Annotated in this window: 9 protein-coding genes; all 9 read right to left on the minus strand. The window is 66.0% G+C overall.

Going from position 1 to position 23,021, the window contains the following annotated elements; all coding sequences use genetic code 11:
* Nucleotides 1-31: 31 nt before the first annotated feature.
* Complete coding sequence (locus tag OIU81_RS37010) at nt 32-1,771, minus strand: hypothetical protein (protein WP_329142720.1); 1,740 nt, start codon at nt 1,769-1,771, stop codon at nt 32-34.
* 1 nt (nt 1,772) lies between these two features.
* Nucleotides 1,773-7,319, minus strand: coding sequence for a hypothetical protein (locus OIU81_RS37015; protein WP_329142718.1), 5,547 nt, complete (start codon nt 7,317-7,319; stop codon nt 1,773-1,775).
* A 177-nt stretch (nt 7,320-7,496) separates the two neighbouring features.
* Nucleotides 7,497-11,549: a type IV secretory system conjugative DNA transfer family protein gene (locus tag OIU81_RS37020; protein ID WP_329142716.1), complete on the minus strand. Its 4,053-nt coding sequence runs from the start codon at nt 11,547-11,549 to the stop codon at nt 7,497-7,499.
* Nucleotides 11,550-11,686: 137 nt separating this feature from the next.
* Nucleotides 11,687-13,753, minus strand: coding sequence for a hypothetical protein (locus tag OIU81_RS37025; RefSeq protein WP_329142715.1), 2,067 nt, complete (start codon nt 13,751-13,753; stop codon nt 11,687-11,689).
* A gap of 142 nt (nt 13,754-13,895) precedes the next feature.
* A complete protein-coding gene (locus OIU81_RS37030) occupies nt 13,896-18,191 on the minus strand; it encodes an AAA family ATPase (RefSeq protein ID WP_329142712.1) in 4,296 nt (1,431 codons plus the stop codon).
* Nucleotides 18,192-18,380: 189 nt separating this feature from the next.
* The gene (locus OIU81_RS37035) at nt 18,381-18,929 is read right to left on the minus strand and encodes a hypothetical protein (RefSeq protein WP_329142710.1); all 549 of its coding nucleotides are present in this window, start codon (nt 18,927-18,929) and stop codon (nt 18,381-18,383) included.
* 137 nt (nt 18,930-19,066) lie between these two features.
* The gene (gene mobL / locus OIU81_RS37040; RefSeq protein ID WP_329142708.1) at nt 19,067-21,355 is read right to left on the minus strand and encodes a relaxase MobL; all 2,289 of its coding nucleotides are present in this window, start codon (nt 21,353-21,355) and stop codon (nt 19,067-19,069) included.
* 94 nt (nt 21,356-21,449) lie between these two features.
* Nucleotides 21,450-22,487 carry a hypothetical protein gene (locus tag OIU81_RS37045; RefSeq protein ID WP_329142706.1) on the minus strand — a complete coding sequence of 346 codons (1,038 nt, stop codon included), beginning with the start codon at nt 22,485-22,487 and terminating at the stop codon, nt 21,450-21,452.
* The gene (locus tag OIU81_RS37050) at nt 22,487-23,011 is read right to left on the minus strand and encodes a hypothetical protein (protein WP_329142704.1); all 525 of its coding nucleotides are present in this window, start codon (nt 23,009-23,011) and stop codon (nt 22,487-22,489) included. Before OIU81_RS37050 ends, OIU81_RS37045 begins: the two co-directional genes overlap by 1 nt.
* Between the last annotated feature and the right edge of the window lie 10 nt (nt 23,012-23,021).

Consider the following 23,021-nt stretch of genomic DNA (forward strand, 5'->3'; position numbering starts at 1 on the left):
CCCGCTCCTTGTTCGTGTTCTCGGATCGCCCTCAGGCGGGCTGGTAGTCCTCGGAATCGGCCTCAGTGTTCGGGCTCTCGTTCTGCGGGCCAGCCTTTCGCTCGGACGACGGGCCCGTATGGCGTGACCGCGGCTTGAGCCGCTGCTCCTCGAAGAAGGCACCCGGGTCGTCGACCGCCGTCTGCAGCGTCTGCTGCCAGTTCTCCCCGAGGCTCCGCTTCAGCTCGGCCTCAAGATCCGGGTACTTCTCGTTCACTGCCTCCATCGCGTCGACGTAGGCGTTGGAGTAGACCCGCTGCTGCTCCTCGGGCGAAAGACCGTCGATGTCCATGCTCGCGATCATCACCTCGGACTGGTCCAGGCGATGCTGGAGTATGTCGGGCAGCCCGTTGGTGTCCAAGCCCTGCTTCTGCGCCGCGAAGCCGACCAGGTAGCCGAGCATGTTGCCCCCGTAGCCCTCTTGGTCGCCGCGGCCCAGCGCGTCGAGCATCGAGGTCTTCATCGTCTCGGCGAGTTGGACCTGGTGGGCGTCCGCGTCCATGGGCCGGCGCAGCGTGAACATCCCGTCCTCAGGCAGACGCTGGCCCAACTGATCGTCGAACTCCCCGCTCCAAACCGTGCGGACCCGGTCCGAGCCCGCGATCCGCTCCTCGTGCGCAGGGGCCTTGACGATCCGGCCGTGAGCCACGCCGTTGAACATCATGCGCAGCTCGGGCTCGTACTCCATCCGCTCGCCGATGATCATCCGCGCGCGCTGGACGACCTCCTGGCGCTCCAAGCCGTCTTCACTCATCTGCTCGTGCAGCCGCTTGCGCATCGCCCGGTAGCTGTCGCGGATCAAGCCGGCATCCGCGCCCGGCTCACGCATCTTCCAGAAGGCGTTCTCCATCAGCGCGACCTCGGTCATGGCCGCCGAATCCGGAGTGAACATCTCCCGGTAGCCGCGCTCACGGTGCTGCATGGCGTCGAAGCGCTTGCGCCACTTCTTCGTCAGGTGATCACGCGGATCGGTGCTGCCGATGAGGCGCTCGCGCCGGGCGTCGCTCGGCACATCCTTGAAGATCCTCTGCCGGTGCGCGATGCCGCTCTCGGCAGAGGCGACCATGCCGCGGGTCCTGGTGTCGATACGCTCCTGGATCTTGTCCTTGAAGGGCTGGAGGTAACTGTCCATCTCCTTCTTGAAGTCCGGGGCAAGCATCCGCATCGCCATCACCATGCCGACCGCCTGGACGACCGAGTTGGCATTCACCCCTCGCGAGAGCGGCTTGAGACACGATTGCATCATCATCTGCATGTAGACGTGGTGCATGACGCCGAGCTCCTGCGTTCGCTCCTCGTCGTTGAAGCCGGGCACCAGCAGCTTCGAGTCCCGCAGCGAAGCCATGTACTTCTCGCCGGCCAGCCGCGTCTCCGCCCGGAGCTTGAGCAGCTGCTCGCGCTGGTCCAGGCCCTCGGCCTCGTCCTCGGCCCGGTCGACGTCGATCCAGTGCACGCGCTCGCGGTCGGCCATCCGCTCCCGGGTCTTCGCGCCGAAGAACCCGCGGGCGCGGTCCCGGAGCCGTTCGCGCCAGGCGCGCGAACCGTCTGCGTCTTCCGGTCCCGGCTCGTCGATCACCTCGGCGTCGATCGGCTCGTCCGAGCGCGAGTCCCAGTAGGCGTACGCGTTGCCCTGAGGCTCGTCGGCCTGCTGCCGATCGTCGTCCACCGGAAGCTCCTTGGCCGCGCGCCGGCGGCCCGCAGGGCCCGTTCCCAGTTCCTTGCGCTGTGCCATCTCAGTACCCCATCCCGTAGTCGTCGTCGCCCTGCGGCTGATCGATCTCGATGCTCGGCGTGTAGAGCGGGCGCGACGCGCCCACGCCCACGGCATGCGCAGAGCGGCGGTGCGAGCCGCGGGTGCGGGAGTCCCCCGCGTCCTGAGTGATCACGTCGCGCTTGACCACCGAGTCATCGACGGCAATCGCAGCGCTGTCCAGGCTGTGCGCTTCAGCGGAGCTCAGCTGATCGAGCTGCCGGGACATCTCCGCCCGGGCCTTCCGGGTCCCCGAGGACGCGAACTGCTCGTTCTTCTCGCCGTCGTAGACGCTCTCGCGGTTCTTGGCCGCCTGCACGAGCGCCTCGAAACCACCGCCGTAGGCCATCCGGTCCATCACGGTGCCCCGCAGCGACGGGTCCTCTTCGAGGTTGCGGATGAGCCCGGTCTTCGGGTCCTCCAGCGCGCCGGCCACGCGGGCCACGTAGTCCGGGTTGACCGTGACGCCGAAGCCCTCCTTGGACTCGTAGAACTCGATGAACTGCTTCTCCCACTCCTCGGCCGTGGCCTGGACCGGCTCACCGTCGAGGAATGCCGTGCGCCACTGACCGGGGCCGACGTGTTCGATGCTGCGGCCCCTCCAGAGCTCGCGGCCGGGGCCCTGGAGCATCGCGTACTTGTGCCGGGCCTCGGCGGCGTCGTGCTTGGCCTGCAGGATCGACTGGGTCACCGGGTAGGTGACCTCCAGAACGGCCTTGAGGTCTTCGCCGCGCAGCGCGCGCACGGCGCGCTGGCTGAACGAGCCGCCCAGGCCGGTACCGTGGGCCTTGATCGCCGTGGCGAACATCGAGGCTTCCTGGTCGGCCTGCGTGATGCCGGGCGTGCCCTGCGCATCGCCCAGGTTCCGGGCATAGTCGGTGAGCTTCTTCTCGCTGCCCTTGGCACCGGTCTCGACGCAGACCTCGCGCACGCTCTGCAGGTGCGCCGCGCGGTCCGAGAACGTCAGTGCCGCGCCGAACTCGCCGCGCTGCGCCTGGCGGTACAGCCCGCTCAGCTCCTCCGTCACAACCTGCTGGTCGAGCTTGACGTCCTCAGGCGGCTCTGCGCCCGTGAGCGCCTGCAGCCGGAGCCGGTTCGCTTCGCTCCGCGAGCTCTCCAGCTCATCGGCCAGAGCAGCGTCCTTGGAGAGCGCGACCTGGGTGTCCAGCGAGACCTGCACGGCCAGCGGGTGCGAGCCGTCGCCCTTGACCACGCCGGTGTCCAGCAGGTTGGCCGGCACCGAGAGTTTCGCCAGGGCTTCCGCCTTGGCGGCCTCGCTGTGCAGCTTCACCACGGCGACCGCGTCGCCGTCGAAGTCGCCGTCGAAGCAGGCGTCCATCACGGGGTTGATCGCGGCACCGGTGAGCCGGTCGTCGATCGCGACCCGCATGAAGCGCACGCCGGCGTCACGGAGCACCGGGTCACGCCACACCAGCGCGTGGTCGCCCTCGGCCAGCCCCAGCTGCTCGGCCTTGACCGAGCTGAGCGCAACCTGGTCGACGTCCAGCCGCGGGTCCGCAGTCCACACCATCGTCGCCGAGTCGGTCAGCCGCGAGGCCATCAGCCCGGTCTTGAAGATGTTGTTCTTGCCCGTGAGCACCCGGTTCTGCACGTCGGTCGTGATCGCCTCGAAGGCGCGCTGAGCGCGTGAGACCGATTCGCTCATGCCGCGACGCACCTCGGCGCGCTTCTCCGCGGACAGACCCTGGCCGTCCAGCTGCTCGGTCATGTAGCGGTAGCGGCAGGCCTCGACGAAGACGTCCTGGTAGCTGCGGGTGTAGTCGTGCGTGACGGAGGACCCGTCCTCGAACTCCTGGCCACTGCGCAGATTCGAGGACATCACCGGCAGCTTCCACGAGCTCGCGCTCACCGTCTCGGTCTGCTCACCGGTCGGATACGAGAGTGGGAACGGGATCTCCATGTCGCCGCCGCGGTCGCCGATGAGACCGCCGAAGGACTTGCGCATCGCCGTGGTGTTCAGTCCCGGGAGCTGGCCCTCCTTGCGCGGCTGAGTGCGCAGCAGCTCGGGCATCGGGATGAACCGGCGCTCGGGGCGCTCGTCGAGGCCCTCGGCCTGGCCGATCACCCGCAGCATGCCGTCAGCCTCCATGTCCATACCGGTCACCAGCAGGTACTCGCGCAGGTTCGACTCGGCCCCGCTGTTGTGTCCGTAAAACTCGCGCATGATCGACGGGCAGTCCTGGGACTGCAGCGCCCAGGCCAGCTGCGAGGAGGCCTTACGGCCCTTGCCAGCACGCACCTGCTCGTCGTCGTAGATCTTCGTCTTCTCGTCGACGGCCATGTGGGTGACCACGAAGCGCATCTCGCCCAGGGCACTCGGCCGCAGTTCTCCATTGGGGGAGCGCAGGTCGGAGACGTTCCCGCTCATCAGCTCGCGCGCCGAGCCCGCGTTGCGCCGGGAGATCAGGCTGAACGGGCTCATCACCACGTCCAGGCCCGGGTTGGCCCGGAACCAGTTGACCTCGTCGACGACATCCCGCTCCTGTGCGTCCTGCAGCGGCATGTCCCGGTCGACGATCAGCGAGATCACGCCCTTGTTGCCGTGCAGATCCGAGATCTTGTCGCCCACGACGAGATCGCGCTCCTGGCCGCCGGCTCCGCGGATGCGGTGGCGCTCAGCGAACTCCTTCGACACCACGATCGGGTCATCAGCCGTCCAGCCGCCGAAGGTCATCAGCGCCGTCTTCGCCGGAGCGGTGACCTCAGAAGACTGCATGATCGTCGAGGCCGTCATCTGCTGGCGGTCGAACGGGTCGTACCGCAGCGTCTCGAGCTCGGGGAGAGCCATGAGCGGCGCACGCTGTCCAGCCACGCTCTCGTCGCCCGGCACGATCCGGCCGTCGGCGTCGACCTGAGCCTGAGTGGTCAGGTACCGCACGATGCCCTGGTTGGTCGCACCTCCGGTCATCACCGGGTCGAAGTAGCCGCTGGGCGCAGCGACGTTGTTCCGGTCCTTGCCGGTGAGCACCGTCATGTTCCGCCCGCCGGTGAGCCGCCAGGCGTCGAAGCGGTTGTCGTCAGCCGGGTCAGTTCGGTCGCGCTGGGCCCGGTACTCGGCGTAGATCGTCGAGCCGGCCTTGATTTCGTTGGAGTAGCGCACACGGCGCGCCTCGGTCTGCAGGATCGCGGCCGTCCACTCGTCCAGGTGCTCCTTGACCTCGCCGGTGGACTCGTCGAGCTGGTACGTGGTGGCGCGCTCGATGAAGTCGATCGGGTGCTTGGTGCCGTACAGCTGCGAGTAGACCGTGTTGAGCGAGGAGGGCTCGCCGGTCTCGCTGCGCCCGGCGATGAGGTCGCCGGCGATCTGGTACTGGATGCGCTCGTGCATGAGCTGCTCGTAGCCGCGCAGGCGCGTGCGTTCCTCGACCGAGGTCGGAGCCTCGCCCGGAGTCTGGGCCGTGATCGTGGCCTCATAGCCCGGCACGACCAGGGCGTTCTCCCCGCTGGCGAAGGCGGTGGTGATCTCACCGTACTCGCCGACATCGAAGACCTGGCCGATCTCACCCGAGATCGGAGTCCCCTTGCCGTCACGGCGCAGCTTCTCGCCGCTCCAGCGGATGACGCCCTGCTCGTCGACCAAGATCTCGGAGACCGTTGCCGCGTTGCGCTCGATGCTCTCGCGCACGGTGGCCCCGATGCGCCGCATGAACGCAGATTCGTGATCGGCGATCGGCACGGAGCGCTCGGCGCTGAAGCGGACGAGCCGGTCCTTGAACCGGGTCGTCTGGAAGGTCGAGCCCATCATCTCGTCGGGGGAGATCCCGCAACGACGCAGCGCCGAGGCGAGGTTGTCGAGGTTCGACCACTGCCCGGTGGGGCTGGTCATGTACCGCGCCACCCGGTCCGGGTTGAAGCGCTGATCGACCCACTCGCCGTCGACGTCGTGGGGCTCCGCCTCCCAGGTCCCGATAAGTTCGAAGGGGACATCCTCGGCGTGCTGCCGGATCTTCTCAACGGCGGTGCCGCCGTAGACGAGGTTGCCCAACTCGGGCACCTCCTCGGCCTGCAACTCGCCGATCTCCTCCAGCCGTTCCTGGTACATCTCTTCGGTCGCACCCGGGCGCAGCAGATCGCTGTGCGCACCGGTGAGCACGTCCCAGTAGGAGCGCTGGATCGCAGCGACCTCAGAGTCAGCCGAGTACTCCGGCGGCTCGATCGCATCCAGCTGTCCGCCGGTTCGCTCCAGCTCGGCCTCAGCACGAGCGATCAGGTCTTCGACGTCAAGAGCTGCCTGCAGATTCTCCCGCGCGCTCTCGACGGCGGCCTTCGCGTAGGCCTCAGCGGGCTCGGCGTCGATGAAGAAGGTCGGCAGGGAGCGGTTCTTCGCGTCCCGGCGCAGCATCACCTTCGACCCGGGCCGGGGACCGGACTCGCCGGGCGCCACGTAGTCGCCGACCACGAACATCGACTCCCGGTCGACGTGGTAGCTGTCGGGCACATCCACCAACGTGCGGCCACGGCTGCGCTCCCGGTGCGTCGTGCCGGTCTCGCCGGCGGCGTACCCCGGAAGATCCGTGCGCTCGACGCGGCGGCCCTGGGCGAAGCGCAGCAGCTGAACGGCCTGTGCCGGCGAGGGGGAGTAGACCGCCATGCCGCCGGGGACCCGGTAGTTCGTCGAGTAGCGCAGCACGGTGCCGCTGTCATAGATCCGCGCTCCGGCGTACTCCTCCTGGCGCGTGTCGGTGAGACGGATCTCCATGCCGGTTCCGGCGATCTTCGCCTTGATCTGACCCGGCTCGCGGTCGCGCATCACCTCGTAGGACACGCCCTGGGCCTTCAGCTCTTCGAGCAGTGCTGCCGAGCGTGCCACGGCGCGCTGCGACATGAAGCGGTTGCGGTCGACACGGTTCGTCTGGGGATCCCGGCCGCCGTCGACGACCCACTCGCGCACCTGGTCGTACTCCTGCTGGCTCATCTTGTCCATCAGCGCGGTGAGCCCAGCGGCGTCATCGTTCGTCATCGCTCGGCCGGCCTCGAAAGGCTTGCCCTCGTCGTCGATGCGCCAGAGCACCATGTTCCCGCGCCGGGGATCGGCCAGGGTCTCCACCTCGCCGCCGGCCACGCGTCCGATCGTCTCGTCCGGCAGGTACACCAGCGCGGTCCCGGCGCGCTTCACGGTCGCGCGTTCGGACCAGTCGGGGGCGTAGGGGCTGATCGGCAGTCGGACCGACTTCGGGTCGGCCTGGACACCGACACCGGTGGCACGGGTGAACTCCCGCAGCGACTGCTGGTAGCGCTCGTTCTGCGGGGAATGGTCACCGAACTGCGCCTCGTAGTCGGACACCTTCTCCGCGAATGCCTGGTCGATGACGGTGAGGCACTCCGTGACGCCCAGCCTCGGGTCGGCCAGCGCGGTGCCCCGCTGGCCGAGGATCTCGTCGACCCGGGCGCGGACCGCCTTGGCCTGGGAGATCGGAATGACCTGTCCGGTCTGATCCCGGGCCTGCTCGACCGCCTTGTAGTAGACGTACTCGTAGAAGTACCGGCGCAATCCGTGTGCCTTCTTCATAGTCAATCAGCCTCCTGTGGATGCTCGGGGTTACATAAGTATGTATAGAGCCTACCCCTCTTATTGAAAGGGGGTGAGAGGTCATCCGGAAAGGCCAGTGCCGAGGCAGTCTCCCTTAGTCGGGAGACGACCTCGGCACTGGCCGTGATCCTTGACTGGCCCCCAAGTGGCCGTCGGCTACTTTGAGTTCATCTCGATGGCCATGGCCCGGTCGAACCGGCCGTCGGCCAGCACCTCCCAGCTCGGCAGTGAGGCCAGGTACTGGTAGAAGGCCGAGTGGACCTTCACCGTCGCCAGGGACTTCAGGTCGTCCTCGGTGACGTCCTCCTCCGCGAACACCCGCGAGTCTTCGTCGTTCACATGGCCGTTGATCCGGCGGGCCGCATGGGCGTACGCGTCCGAGCGGATCTGGCTGATGTACGTCTGGGACCCATCGGCGCTGCGCAGCTCGCCGTCGCCGCCGACCGAGAAGTGCTCGCGATCCTGTTCCAACTCGGTCTGCGCCGACTTGTAGGCCTCACCGATCTCGATGTCCAGGCTCTTGACCTTCGCCGAGCCGTCGGGGTTGACCAGCATCTCCTTGCTGATCGTCCCCTCGGCGTAGAGCAGACGCCGCCGCTCGGCGCTGACCGCCTGACTCTCGGCGACCGCAACCCCGACCTCGACGTTCTCGATGAATTGGTCCTCGTCGAACATGCTCATCCCCTCGTACTCGTCGGGGTCGACGACCACCGGAGCGTTGGGGTCCTGGCCCTCGTCGACCGTGGTCATCGTCGTGATGACCTCCATGACCTCGTCGGCGTAGACATCGGGATCCAGGCGCTCGATGTCGACCTCCTGGTAGCCGTAGATCTCCTTGTACTGCGCCTTCGCGTCCGCGGCCTTGACCGCCTGCCGCATGCGCTTCTCCAGCATCTTCACGAAGTCCGGCTGGTTCATCCGCACGTCGAAGTCCATGGCACTGGACAGGGTCGGGATCGTCTGCAGCGAGTACGTGTGCCCCGGGTGCTTGATCGTGTTACCCAGCAGCCGGAACGACATCGGCAGGATCGTCTGGTTGCGGTTCCAGATCGGCGCATCGCCGGCCCGGAAGACGATCGAGTTGCGCGGCGAGAGGAAGGCCATGTCGTTGTAGCTGATCAGCGGCTCCTCCTTGGTGTTCATCGTGTAGGAGACCCGGCCCTCGGTCTTGCCGCCGATGACCTTGTCGAGATCCTGGCTGATCTGCTTGCTGTCCCGGTACGACCGGTGCGTCTTGCCGCTCATCTTCTCCAGCGTCTCGATCATCGAATCGTCCGTGGACTTCAAGAAGACGATGTTCGAGGTGTTGCCCTGCACGATCTTGTCGACGCTCTCGCCGTAGACGTCGCGCAGCTGCTGCAGGGTCTGCAGGATGAGCGTGAACTGCTGCTCCTGGCCCAGGCCGATGGAGAGCATGGTCTCGAAGCCGTCGATGCCCTTGCCCTCCGACTGCAGGTTGCCGAGCTCGTCGAGCATGAACCGCGTGCGGTAGAGCGGCTTCTGGTCCGACTTCGTCATGTACGCCTGGTCGGCGCTCACGTCGAACAGCTGCTTGACCAGGATCAGGATCAGCTTCGCGTACTTCATCAGGTGAGGCGGAGTCACCAGGAACAGCGCCTTAGGGGACTCCGAGTAGCGCGACAGTGTCTGCGTGATCGCCCGTGCCTGGTACGAGACCTTCTCCGGGGTGCCGCCGCCGGAGAAGTCGAGTCGCGTGTCCGGGTAGAGGGTGTCCCCGGCCTGGAAGGACAGGATCTTCCCGTCCCGGGTGCCGCCCTCACGCACCGGCTTCAGTTCACGCATCACGCCGTTCTTCACGATCTTCTTGCCCGTCACCGGCTCGACCACGTAGTGCCGGCCGTTGAGCGAGACCTGGTAGTTCTTCGTGAAGCTGAAGTAGAAGGTGCGCACCAGCATCTTCGTCTGCGGGTTGACCAGCTCCAGCTTGAGCCAGGCATCGTCGCCAGGGAACTTGCCCTTGAAGTTGTACCGGGCCCAACCCTCGCGGCCGACGATCTCCTCGTGCTCGAAGTCCTCACCCAGGTTCTCGGTGAACATCGGGTCCGCGTAGGCCGACCACACGGCCTGCTGACCGACGAGGTGGTCGCGCTTGACGTAGTTCGGCGCGAAGCGCACGCCGAGGCGACGCGGGAAGCTCAGGCCGGCCAGATCGGTGTTCTGCGAGGGCTTGCCCGAGGTCAGCGTCGAGATCGTGGGGTCGGTGAAGAACGACATGGCGGTGATCGCGATGCCGTACACCGAGGCCAGCATCTTCTCCGCGCCGGCCATCGAGCGCAGCGCGTTGTGGGCGTTGCCCACCAGCGTGCGCATGTTGTTGCGGGGCAGCTCCTCGCTCGCGTTGAAGTACAGGCTTAGCATGTCCTGATCGGCCTTGCCCTCCCACATGAAGGCCTGGGCCGCCGCCTTCTCCTGCTCCTCGGCCAGGGCGTCCTCGTTGTTCTCGAACTCACCGGCCTTGACCCGCTTCTCCAGCTCGGCCTCAGGGTTCTTGATCTTCTTCGAGCTCATCTGCACGAAGAGCTGGTAGCAGTTGTAGAGCGTGGCCTTGCCCCAGAGGTCATCGAGCTTCTGCTCCAGCAGCGCCGGGTCCATATTCAGCACGGCTGCGGCGCTGCGCAGCTCCCGCTCCTCCTCCAGATAGAAGTCGATGAGTCCGTAGGCCGCGCGCTTGAAGGCGTTGTTGGCGGCATTGGGCCAGACCGGGTCCTCGCCGCCGTCGAGCGGAAAGAAGATCCCGGCGATGTTCTCCACGTACAGCGCGCACTTGGTGAAGTTGCCCTCACGCGCCGCGTCGGCCGCCAGCCCCAGGGGGTTGTAGATGTCGGTCTTCATGGAGTTGATCAGGTTGAACTGCACCGGCTCGAACCCGCGTGTGACCAGGGGCACGTAGTTCTTCACCAACAACTCGCCCTTGGGGTCGTTGATGACCATGTTCGAGGGCTTCTTCTCCCGCGACCACATGTCGATGATCGGCTCGATGTACGTCTGGCCCTTACCGGCTCGGGTGATGGCCAGCACCATGGTGTTCACCGGCGCGGTATCGACCACGTACGCCCCGGCCGGGCGCTGGACCTCGTACGCCGGGAACGTCCAGTCCTCCTTGATCAGGGCAGCGACGGTCTTGTACGTGTCCGACTCGAAGCCGAGCTTGTCCCGGTTCTTGCCGTCAGGGTTGTACGGGATCAACGTCGTGTCGTACTTCTGCCGCAGGGTCTTGTCATCGGGGAGACCGGATGCCTCGAACAGCTCGTCGCCGAAGTCCTCGTCGATGATCGGCAGGGTCTGCGTCAGCGGATCGCCCTCGTCGTCGTCCATGACCTCGCCGACGTAGTAGACGAGGTTCCCCTCGTCATCGATGACGTCCTTCTTGGCGCGCTGGGCGACCTCGACGGTGCCCAGACCCTTCTTCTTGAGCATCATGTGGCTGAGCATCGAGCTGACCTGCACGCTCGAGTGAGCACCGGCGTCGGGGAACCAGTCGTAGTTCTGCTGGATCTCTTCCGGCAGAGCGATGTGCTGGTCGTTGTGGAACTGGTTGATGTCGCTCGTGGTGTTCATCAGGTTCGCCGCGGCGACCCTCCGCGAGAACCACGTGCCGATGATGAGGGCGACCATCAGACCCGAGCCGAGCGTGATGAAAAGCTTGAACCCCGAGACGTCGGCCAGATGCTCGCGGACCGTCGTCGCGCTCTTCTTGGGCTCAGCCGGCCTCTCGGCGCTGGGCTTGCCGTCCTTCGCCGGGGTGTACCAGCTGGGGACCGGAACAGCTTCAGCGCTGGGGTAGCACTTCGCCTTCACGTCCGGGTTGCCGTCCTTGGTCAGGGGCCGGTAACACTTCACGACCGAGCCGCCCGTACCCGTCGTGGTGTCCTGGACGTAGTACGCGCTCGGCTTGCCGGTGCTGCTGCCGCTGCCGGACACACCCGAACCCACGGACGCGCCCACCGAGAGCACTGCCGCGGCGATGAGCGAGTAGAAGACCCAGGCGACGAGCGTCACCAGTACGCCGGTAATCACCGCGACGACGATGCCGGGTCTGGTCGACCTCAGGGTCAGGAACTTGCTGCGGTCCAGCTGCTGGCTGTCGTAGACGTCTCGGTTCGTCAGCGTTTCTCCGGGCGTCCGCGCCGAGATCTTGTCCCAGCTGCTCGCCTTCGGCCGTGCCGCCTTCCGCCTGTTCGTGGCCATCGTGATCCCTTACTCTCGAGCCTCGCTCGTTCTGCTGTCCTGCTGTCCAGTGCGCCCTGCCGGCGCAGACGACGACGGCGCATGGGGAACGCGCCCCATGCGCCGTCAGATCACCCCGTCGGTCATGACCGGTCCGCTCAACGGGTCAAGACCACCCCGACGATGAAGCCGGCCACGCCCATCAGGAGCGAGAGCGTGACGATCATGACGACGAGGATCTTGTTCGAGCGGCTCTGCATCTCGGAGGCCCGTGCCAGCTCGTTGGTGTAGGACTCCTTGTCGGCCTGCACCTCCGCCAGGCGCACCTCATACCGCCTGGCCACTGAATCCTCGACCGTCGACAGCTGCTGGAGCAGGTCGGTGACCCGCGCCAGCTGGGAGTTGGTCTTCTCCTTCTCCAGGTCGAGGTTGTGCTGCCACTCCGCGTCGCGCGCCGTCATCTGCGTGATGGCGTCCTTGCGGTTGCGTTCGAGTTCGTCCTCCATCCGGCGGATCCGGTCGGCGTGCTCAGAGCGCACCGACTCCAGGAGGCCTTGCTGCTCCCGGCGCAGGACGCCGATCTCGTCTGTGGTCCGCAGGTGCTCGGCCAGTGCCTCGGACTGGGCGATGTCGGCCTTGCGGTTGTCGTCGACGATCCGCTGGATCTCGGACTTCCACTGGTTCAGGCACTCTTCCTCGGCCGCCAGGTACTCCGACTGCCGCTCGGCCAGCACCTCGAAGATCCGCGTCTGCCCGGTCTGCATCTTCAGCGTCGCGTCCGAACGCCGGACCCGCAGGATCTCCTGCTGGTTATGCGCGTGGGTATCCTCGATGTCCCGCTCGATCTCGGCGACGGAGTCGATCTGCTCGCGCTCCATCTTCGAGCGGTTGCGCTCCTTGTACTGCAGTTCCGCCGAGAGCGCCGCCTGCTGGGCCACCTTGGAGGCCTGCGACTCGTAGTCCTTGGCGATCTCCGCCCGGCGGGCCCGGATCTTCTCATCCTTCTCCGTCTGCCGCTGCTGGTGCTCGGCCTGGGCGGCGTCGTTCAGCAGCTTGTACCGGGAGCACGCGCGGTCGGTGGCCACATCGCGGATGACCTGCTCGGTGTGCGCCGACATGAGGTTGACGTAGAGCGCACGCAGCTCATCCTCGTGCGCGGAACGGAGCTGCATCAGATCTGCGTTGGCCTGCCGGTTGAGCTGAGCGACCTGGTCCCCGAGCCACTCCGTCGAGCCCTCGGGCACAGCGATCTGCACGACCGGCGCGCCGATGGCGAAGGTGGCGTTGAACTCATCGAGCCGGACGTCCAGGTCCAGCTCCTCGGAGAGGAACCGGCGGGCGATGACGTCGCGCACCTGGGCCTGATCGGCCAGCAGCACAGTGTCGTCGGCCTCCTGGTAGTCGCCCTCGACGCCGTAGCCGGCGTCGGTCTCGTCGAAACCCTCGTAGCCGGCCACCTCGTCGCCGTCGTAGTCCGGCTCCGACTCGACCGGGACGGTACCCGCGTCGTCGATACCTGCGGCGTCCTCGTCGAACATGGGTGTGTCCGCTCCTTCATCCGCGTCGACGACGTCGCTGAAGAGCGGCTCGTCGTCCAGGCCCTCGTCAGCCCCCCCGTCACCGGGGATCCCGTCGAAGATCGCATCGCCCTCGTCCTCCCCGAGGACCGCGGCGGCAGTGGCTCCAGCCTCGGCGACCAGGCCGCTGTGCTCTATCCATGCCTTCTTGCCCACGGCTTCTTCGAGGCTCGTGGTACCTGCAGCGACAAGGCGCGCCTGCGCGAAGGTCGCATCGTTCCCCAGATCGACGAGCAGTTCGCCGCTGGGCTTCTGCCACACGACGGCCCAGGCGTAGGTGGCGCCGGTGAGCAGCGAGTACTCCTCCATGCGCGCGAGAGTCTCGTCGGTGGGGATGATGCCGAAGACCTCCTCTTCGAGCATCTCCGCCGTGGCCACCGTTCGGATCTGGTCGGAGCTGATGAGCTCGATGATCGAGCCTTTCGCCTCGTCCCGGCCGTGCCGCTTGCTCAAGCCGCCGATCTCGTCGGCTGCAAGCACGAGCATCACCCAGGCCGTACCGCTGGGAAAGACGAACTGCGTGTTCGACCGCAGCAGCTCGACCGCCGCCGGGATCGCCGTCTCTCTCACCACGGAGGCCAGAAGCTCGTCGGGCTTCTTCTTCCGTCCCTTCTTCTGGCTGACCGCTGCCGCTCCCGGAATGGCCATTGACGCTCGATCCCTTCGCTAATAAAACACAGTTCGCCTGGTTTATGAGTACCCTATCTCCGTTCTATTATAGTAGGCAACTATAGGACATGAAAGGGCTATTGACGCACGAGTCGACTCGTTCCCGCTGTCCTCGGCTGGTTCATCGCACCGCGCTGACCTCGACGTAGGCGTCGGAACTCAGCAGGTTCTTGTCGTCGCTGACCAGGTCGCCGACGACGTCGATGCGGATCCGTCGTTCCGAGGGGTGCTCGTTGAGGAAGGTCGCCACCGCGGTGGTGACCTCGTCGGTCAGCTTCGCCACAGCCGCACGCGCGCCGCCGGCATCAGAGTCGGTGTCGCCCTTGTCCTCGATGAGGTACTGAAGGACCCTCGCATCGACGTCGACCCGCACGTTGTGCTTGACGAACACCTCCTGCACCATCTGGCGCAGCTTCTTCCGCACGATCTTTTGCTGCGTTGGCAGCGACAGCGGCTGGAAAGGCACGATCGCGTCGATACGGCCCAGGAGCTCGGGCGGAAACCGGTTGTCGCCCGTCGTTGAGGAGATCGAGCGGCGGATGAGCTTCTCGTACTCCAGCAGCTGCTTGCCCGACCCGGTGTCGTCGGCGGCGTACTGCGAGATGTCCTTGTAGATCTCTGAGCCCGCGTTCGTCGTCAGCACGATGTAGGTGTTGAGGAAGCTCACCTCGCGGTTGTTGTCGTCGTTGAGTCGGCCGTCGTCGAGCACCTGCAGCAGCACGCGTGTCACCATCGCCGAGGCCTTCTCGACCTCGTCGAAAAGCAGTACAGCGTGGGAGCGGTCCCACACGCGCTTGGTGAGCTCAGAACGGAACGCCGCGAACGACGAGTCCTCGGCGTACTCCGTCATGTCGAACCGGATATGGTGCCGCTGGTCATCGCCGAACAGCAGTCGCGCCAGCTGCTTCGTGAGCTCCGTGTTGTGCGTGACCACGAACTGACCAGCCTGGTAGAGGTGCTCCTCGTCGTTGACGTAGATGCACGACGAGCTCTGCTGCTCCGGCAGCTTCTCGATCGACGCGATGCCGACCATGTCGAACTTCTTCACGCGCTTACGACCCGAGGTCTCGATGACCGCCCGCCGTGCGATCTCGTGCTTGCGGGGGAGGGAGAAGAACCGGGCCTTATCCTCGTTGCCGACCTTCACGTGCACGCCGTACTCGGCCAGTTCGCGCCCGCCCTCCTTCGTGCGTGTCCACGATTTGATCGTGTTCGAGACGCCGAGCGAGAACAGCACCTCCCTGAGGTCCTCCGCGAGCCCCTTGGAGAACGTCGAGTACGAGACGTTGAAGCGGTCGTTCGAGCCGCCGATCGATCCGTCGGTGTCGAAAAGACCCTGCACCAGTGCCCACCGCTGCTGTACCGATCCGTGTTTGTACCTCTCCGGGATACGGCGCTCCGCCGACCGCGCACCGATCAGATCGGGAACCGAGGCAAGCACGTCCTTCGTCTGGTATAGCGAATCGCGGCGGTCGTCCACCGGGCCAACGCCGACAGGGAAGACCCAGCTGTAGCTGTGCCCGTACGACTTCGGTGCCGATCCCAGCCATTCGCCCACCGTCCACACGGTGTGGTCGGCGTCGTCCCCGTCAGACGAGAGCGTCAGCTGCGTCTCAGTGAGGCACCCGTTGCCGATGAGGACGCCCAAGACGTACGGGTCGACGTCGAAGTCCTGCTCCGGCCAGTGCACCGGTCCGTTCGCCGGGATGAAGAACCTCAGATGCTCCCGAGAGTCGCCGGGGTAGGTCCGCACGACGCCACGCTCGACCATTTCCCGCGTGCTCAGAACCATCGGCGCGACGTCCTTGCCCGCATGCTTCTTCGACCGCTGCTTGGCTGTGTAGACCGTCCACAAGTGCGGTCCTCCAACGTCGAGAGTCCGGCCGTCCCAGAGCGTGACCCGGTAGACGTCCTGCATGCCCTGCGGGAAGTGTCCGAGCACCTCGACCGGGCGACCTTGGCGACCGAACACTCTGTCGCCCGGGACCAGGTCGCCGTGCAGCTTCCAGGTGGTCTCGCCGTCGCTCGAGTAGACAGGAACCTGCGTCGAGTCGATGCAGAATTTCCCCGTTCCCGTCGATCCCGTGAACAGCAGGCTCGCCATCGGCTTTCCCTTGTCGTTGAGGTCCGCCACCGACAACTGCAGACGGCGCGCCACCGCGCCGGTCGCCCAGTCCTGGCTGAACACCTTGGCGTCCAGCTGCTGCTTGATCTTCGCGCCGTCGACCCGGAATGCGACGTTCACGTTCAGGGACTCCATGAGCACGTCCGAGAGCAGGTCCCGGTCCATCGGCCGGTGCGTCAGGCGATGCCAGCCGACCATGGAGTCGAGCACGAGGATCGACTTGCGCGGCTGGGCGCTGGCCGGCATGTAGCGCTGGGTGTACTCGTAGATCTGCCGGAAGATGTGGTCGTCGTAGAACTCGTCGGCCACGCCGTACCGTTCGGCCATGCCCTGCAGGATCTTGATGGTCGTCGCCTGGTCGGGCGGGTTGAGATTGATGCGCTGCAGGCGCTCGACGAGCGGCTGGTTCGGCGAGATGTGCTTGTGGAACTCCTCGTAGGTCGTCGCCGCGATGATCCTGATGCCTCGGGTTCCCGAAGCCGCGAGGACCGGCTTGATCGCCTCGACGGCGGCGTCGGAGAGCTGGATGATCTGGTGGAACTCGTCGATGAAGAGCACCAGTTCGTGCTTCTCGTCCTTGACGAAGTCCTCGGCCTCGTCGAAGAAGCCCTTGAGCTTCGCGGCCATGTTCTCGGCGTTGCCCGCTTCGGAGATCATGCGCGCCGGGTCCACCTCCAGGTAGAGGCGGTCCATGTCCACCAGCATCGTGGCCTGAACCAGGGCGGTGTTGTGCGTCGGCACGAACCCGGGGCCGCACAGATACATGTGGTCCTCGTTGTCGACCTGGATGCACTTACCCGGCTGGGTCGGCGCGGGGGAGATGTCCGTGATGTAGAGCCGCTCCTGGGTCGAACGCGTCGTGCGCGGCATACGATCGGCCTTGCGCGGCAGACGGAACACCTGTTGCGCCGTGGTGAACACCATGCGGTGCAGCGGCTTGCACTTCACGAGCTCGCCGTGGGCGTTGCGGTATCCCGCAGCCGACTCCGTACGATTCACCTTGATGCCCAGCGAGCGGATCAGCTCCTCGGCGCCAAGCGCCAGCGCCTCGTCGGAGAAAGCCAGCTCGCATATGCCGTGTTCGTCAATCATCCCGTCCGTGTCCATGAGCCCCTGCAGCAGCGCCAAGCGCTGCTCGATCGACCCACGCAAGTAGACAATCGGGATGTGCTTGCGCCTGAGCGCGCCGACCTGGCGCAGCTGCGCCCGGAGTCCTTCGGCACCTACGGTCTTGTCATCGCTCGTCAACCGATGCGGCTTGTAGCCCGCCGCGTCGGTCTGCTCGATCAGGTGGTCCATGTCGGACAACGTCTCGCCGTCGGCGAGCAGATCGGACTGGGTGAACTTTCCCTTCCCCACTGAACCGTCGCCGAGCCACGCTCCGAGGACGTAGGGATCGACCAGTAGATCGGCCTCCGGCAGATCCAGGGGCTCGGTGATACGGATGGAGAACCGGCGGCGCTTGCCTCCCGCGCACAGCACACCAGCGTCCACCATCTGCTGGGTTGTGAAGACCGACTCCTGCAGTTCGCCGTTGGTGCCCCACGACGTACGGCGGAAGACCTGCTCGGACAGTGCCTTCAGCGCTATCTGGGTGTTGAACTCGTGTACATGGACCGTAGAGGTCCGAGTGCCGCCCTTCCAGGTCTGTTCCGTGGTCCGCGTCGCATCGCGCCGCTCCACACCCTCCTTCGACAGGTACGTGTGCAGACCCGTGGGCCTGTGCCACGTCACGCCCTCAATCTCGCTGATCAAGTTGATCAGTTCGCCTGCCGTGGAGAACTCGGGGACGTCGCCCTTTGCCAATGCCAGGAGAGCCTCCCTGCGGACCTGGACGCGATCGCGACGCGCCTGCGTCGTCGCGACATTCGTCGGATACGACTCCGCCCGTCCGGAGACAGACGCCACCAGCCACTGGTGATCCGCGCAGGCGGTGACCACCTGACCGTCGCTCAGTGCGATGTCGTACAGCGCCGGCGTCTCGTCGACCTCGGAGACGTACGAGACCCTGGTCGGCTTGCCGTCGCGCCCGAGCACGAAGTCGCCGGGCTGCAGATCGCTCATCGTCGTCCATCCGGACGGCGTCGGAATCGGAGTGCCCAGCGGCAGCAGCTTTCCGCTACCGGCTTCGGCCAGCAGGAGTGCATTGCACAGCTCAGGCCGGCTCATGGAAGCCAGCAACTGCATCGTCTCGTGCTCACGGCCGACGATGTCACGCTCGGCCTTCTTCAGTGGCTCCGAGAGCTTGGACAGGAGTGGGTAGCGCTCATCGAGCTGTGCCTCGTGAAACATGCCGCGCAAGACCTCTCGACTGGACTGAGGATTCAACTGAAAAATCAGTCAGAATCGTATCACGAGTCGCATTCGATAGGATATTCAATGGGTAACGCAAAAGGCCCCGGAATGGACTCCGGGGCCTTTCGTTCCGTGTACTGGTCGCGGGTCGCTCACTCACCGATAAGGCTTGACCCGACCTCGGTCTCAGCCGACCGCCGGGTTGTCGACCTCGACCTCGGCTGCCTGCTCCTGCTTGGCCTCGGGAGCCGGGGCCTGAGCCTGCGACTCCTTGGCCGCCGCCCGTGCCTCGCGGGCAGCGCGCATGGACGCGAACTGGTTGTCCAGCGTCTTGTCGTCGACCTTGAACTCGGAGGCCTCGACGGACTTGGTGTTGACCACCAGGCCAGTTCCGCGCGTCGCGGGCATCACGTTGCCCTTGAAGCCGTAGATGGTGCCGACCTCGTTGCCGTCCTTGTTCAGGATCGGCTCGGTGTTCGGATCCGCGGCCTTGATGATCTCCTCCATCTGACCGGTGGAGTACGGGGCGCCGTTGTTGTAGCGGACCTTGCCGTCCTCACCCTGAACCCGATCGGACTTCAGATGCAGGTTCGTCTGCTCCGGACCGCGCGGATCTCGAGCGTCGAGCTGGACGTCGACGTACTGGGACTTGCCGTCCTTGGTGACGCCATTGTTGTAGACCTTCGCGATGAGATTGACTCCGGTCATCGCGCCCTTGCCCTTGAGAAGTGCCATGATCTCTTCCTTCCGTTTGTTCCGACTGCCTCTGACAAGTCGGCCGCGATTAGTCACATCGCCTGGACAAGGCATTGAGTCCCTGCCGAACGCTCTTCACGCTAATACTGTTATAGAGCATTCGACAAGACCTGTGACTAGTCTTTCTGCTCGCGTTCCAAGTTGGTCGGGATGGAAGGTGACTGTGAGTCGAATGCCATTCCGGCATCCGCTGTGGTCACAGCCTGATCGGCCTGGGCCTGGACCCGCACGACGAGGCCGGCGTCGAGCGACGAAGCCTTGGACCGCCGCATCCGCTCGGCCTGCTCGCGCTCGGCGCGCAGCTCCGCGATCCGGGAACGCAACACGAGCGTGCCGGATTCCTCGTCCGTCTGCTGAGGCGTCAGCTCCCGGGAGACCCGTGTCATCGCCGCGACATCGTCCACCGGCAGATCGGGAATTGCCTCGGCCTGGCCGGACTGGTCCAGGTAGTCCATCGCCGCCAGCAGCAGCCGGCGGCGATCCCTGGTCGTCTCGACGAAGGTCTGGCGTGCCTGCGGCCCGATCTCGATGTCGGTGACGAAGTCGTATTCCAGGTGGTGCAGGTCCAGGGCCTTGACCTCGGCGAAGTCATAGGCGGCACCGGCGACGATCTTGAAGTCCGTGCTGACCGCGTCGGTCTCCGTACTCGCCGGATCCTCGGCGCTCGACCCCACGCGCAGCACCAGGCCGGAGGAAGCGAGATCAGCCCGCAGGCCGTCCAGCTTCTGGTCATAGGACTGCTTCATCGTCCGGATGCGCGCGTCCAGCACCGCCCGGCCGCGCTTGCCCTCGGTCAGAAGCCGGCCGCCGGCCTGATCGTAGATCGCCCGGCCCAGGTTCTCGGCCTCCTCGGAGTCTTTCATCCGCTGCAGGGAGGCATCCGCGCGCAGCGCCATGAGCGAGAACAGCCGCTGGCCGTAGGCCGCCACGTCCTGCTGCTGCTCGTACCATTGGCCGGCGTCCCCGAGGAAGGGCAGGAAGTGCCGGTATTTGCTCATCAGCCGCCTGTGGTAGTTCTCCTCGAAGCAGTAGAAGTCGTAGAGCGGGCGCGAGTCCTCGTCGGCGACGTCGGCCTTCTCGGCCTGTTCCCACTGGTGCGCGAGGTCGCGGTAGACCCCGGCCTTCTCCCGGTGGTGCTGCAGGCGTGAGGCGTAGCTGCGCAGTCGGAAGCCGAAGGAGACCAAGTCGGCCTCAGCATTCTCGTCCTTGCCTTGCCGGTCCGCGGCGAGCACCGCCATCTGCTGGTAGTCCATCCCCATGACTTCGAGCATCGGTGTGCGCACCCGCAGCTCCGACTCCGGCATCGCCCGCAGCATCTGATAGACGCCGTTGACGGCGCGCTCCATGAGCTGCGTACGTCCTTGCTCGACGAGCTTCTGCCATTCCTCCGTGCTCAGAGACTCTTTGGCACGGCGCTCGTTGGCGTAGTCGACGATGCGTTCCATGGCCTCCGGCATCGGGGATCCGGCACGGTCGAGTTGCTCCTTCACGAGCTCGGTCACCAGTTGGTTCGCCTTGCGCATGCGGGCGTCGTTCGAGCCGGCGCGCCACAACGTTCGGTCTGCCGGCAGGCAGGCGAGCAGGAATTGCGGCAGGGACTCGGCGCGGATCCGCTCGTGCGCCCACCGCTTGATGAAGGTGGTGACGTTGCGCCGCTCGTAGCCGACGGCGCTGGAGAGATGAACCACCGCCTGCTTCTCATCGAGCCAGGCGTCAACACCGCGGCGGAGCCTGGACTTGTGCCGGTCCAGGAGCTTGCCGCGCTGCGTACCGTTCTTCGTCACCTGGCCCCGGCCGCCGTCGACCATGGCCAGGTGGCAGTGCACGTGCTCGGTGTCGACCTGGATGACCCCGACGTAGCGCAGGTCGTCGAAGCCGCTGGTGCCCGAGCTCATCCGCTCCAGACCGTGCACAATCGCCATGCGCAGCTTCATCTGGTCGATGTGACCGCGGTAGTCGCCGCGGGCTTCGCAGTGGAAGTCCTCGTCGACGATCTTGCGCTTCCGCAGGTACTCCTCGTCGAAGGACAACACTGTCTTGAGCACGGTCTTGCCGTTCTCGAAGTGCTGCTGGATATCCTTGCCGGCCGCGCGCAGCTGCTCGTCGGAGAGTGAGACCGAGCCGTAGCCGAAGGCCACGCCGCCGGCACCCTGGGCCTGGCGCATCTCATGCTTCGCCGCGCCCCGCGAGATGCCGGCGCGCTCGACGGCCGACTCCCGCGCCATGTAGCGCAGGATGAAGTCGTCGGTGCGCAGTCGCTGGATAGGAGCCAGCGACTCGGTCGCCTGCTCGCGGGCCATGTACCGGGTGACGTAGTTGCCCGGCGTCGCACCGCGCGATCCCTTGCCTCCGGGCAGCGGCACACTGAACTCGTTGACCACGATGATGTCCTGCTTCAGGCCCATCGTCGCTCTCCTTCCTGTCTCGGTACCGATGCACTACGGCCCCGGCTGCTGTTCGCCAGCAACCGGGGCCGCGCTCGCCATGGCTGATCCGTCCTCAAGTCCCCAGGCTCTGCTCGCCGTCCTCGCCGAATTCCAGGTCGGCCGCACGCTGGGTCACCTGGCGCTTGCGCTCGTCGAGACTCGGAGCGGGCTTGAACTCAGGTCGCCGGGTCTCCTGTGGCTGCTCCTCCAGATCCAGGTTCAGATCGCGCTGCGCCTCACGGGCCGGGGCCGGGGGAGCCAACGGCTCCTCCTGCTCCTCGGCCCGGTGCAGAGCCCCAGCCACGCGCTCCCGGTAGAGGTTCTCCGTGGTGCCCTCGGTGCTCGCGCGCTCGGTCTGGTACTGCTCCCGTTCGGCGGCGATCTCCGCTTCGATCTGCTGCAGACGCGCGCTCATGCCGTCAGCGACCGGCGCTGCCTCAGGCACGGGCGCTCCGACGACCTGCTTGACCTCGGTGTCCAGGCCCAGCTCGTCCTCGGTGAACAGCGAGTTGATCGCGTCCGAGCGCGCCTTCATACCACGTGCATTGACTACGGCCTCAGCCTGCGGGACGCCGTCCTTGGAGTGGTCGGCGAAGTAGCCGGCGAGGTCGTAGCCGCTGGACTCGAGATCGATCTCCAGGCCCCCTATGTCGTGGATCTGGGTGAAGACCACGGGCGCATCGCCTTCGGTCTGCGCCCCCGACGGAGCGAGGACAAGCATGTCCGCCGTGGCCGGCAGCTCCCACTCGATCCCGGTGACCTGCTCGGGCACGGCGAAGCCGCTCGTGAAGTAGCCCTTGCTGGCGAGCACGACCAGCTGCTGGTCGTCGAACTCGTAGAAGGCGTCTACCTTCTCGCCCTGGCCGGGGGAGTAGGTCACCTGGGAGATGCCGAACGGCAGGGCCTTGGCCGGGGTGACCGAGCGCAACTCGCCCGTCATGTGCAGATACGGGCGGTAGTTCTCCTCCTTGCCCCGGTGCTTGAGGTCGAGCGATTCGACCATGACGCTGAGCTCGGTGGTCACCCCCTCCAGTCGGTACGTCTCCACTCCTCGTTCACGCAGGACACGGTGGGCCCATACGTCGTTCATCGTCAGTCCTGCGGTGCGCATCACTTGCTCCTCTTGCGGTTGGTCTTGCTCTGGTTGGTGGTCCTGGTCGTGGACTTCGGTGTGACGTCGGCCCCGGTCGTCTCGCCCCGGGCGTCCCGGATCTTCGCGATCATCCGCGTTGCCCAGCGCCACATGCCGCGCATCACGACGATCTCGCCCGCGGCGAGCAGTGCGACCAGGAAGAGGAGCGGCATCAGCCACATAGCGATGGTTCCGTCCGCATTGAGCGCACCCCGGGATGCGCCCGACTGCTGGTGCAGCCATGCGCCCAGCAGCGGGATGATGACCACGGCCGTGATGAACGCCAGCAGGTAGTCGGTGAGAAGGACGATGGCCCGGAAGAACCCCGCCCACACCACGACGGAGAACCTGCCGGTCTCCTTCTTCGGGGCCAGACGCCGCCATCCGGTGCGCAGCTTTGAGTGCTTCTGTTCTTTCACGGGCTTCGCCGTGGTCTTCTTCGCCGTCGCGGCCGTGCTCGTCGGGGCGGTCGTCTCGGTCTTCTCCAGGCTCTGGGTCGACATGTTCGTGTCC

This window comes from Streptomyces sp. NBC_01454 (assembly GCF_036227565.1).
Taxonomy (GTDB): domain Bacteria; phylum Actinomycetota; class Actinomycetes; order Streptomycetales; family Streptomycetaceae; genus Streptomyces.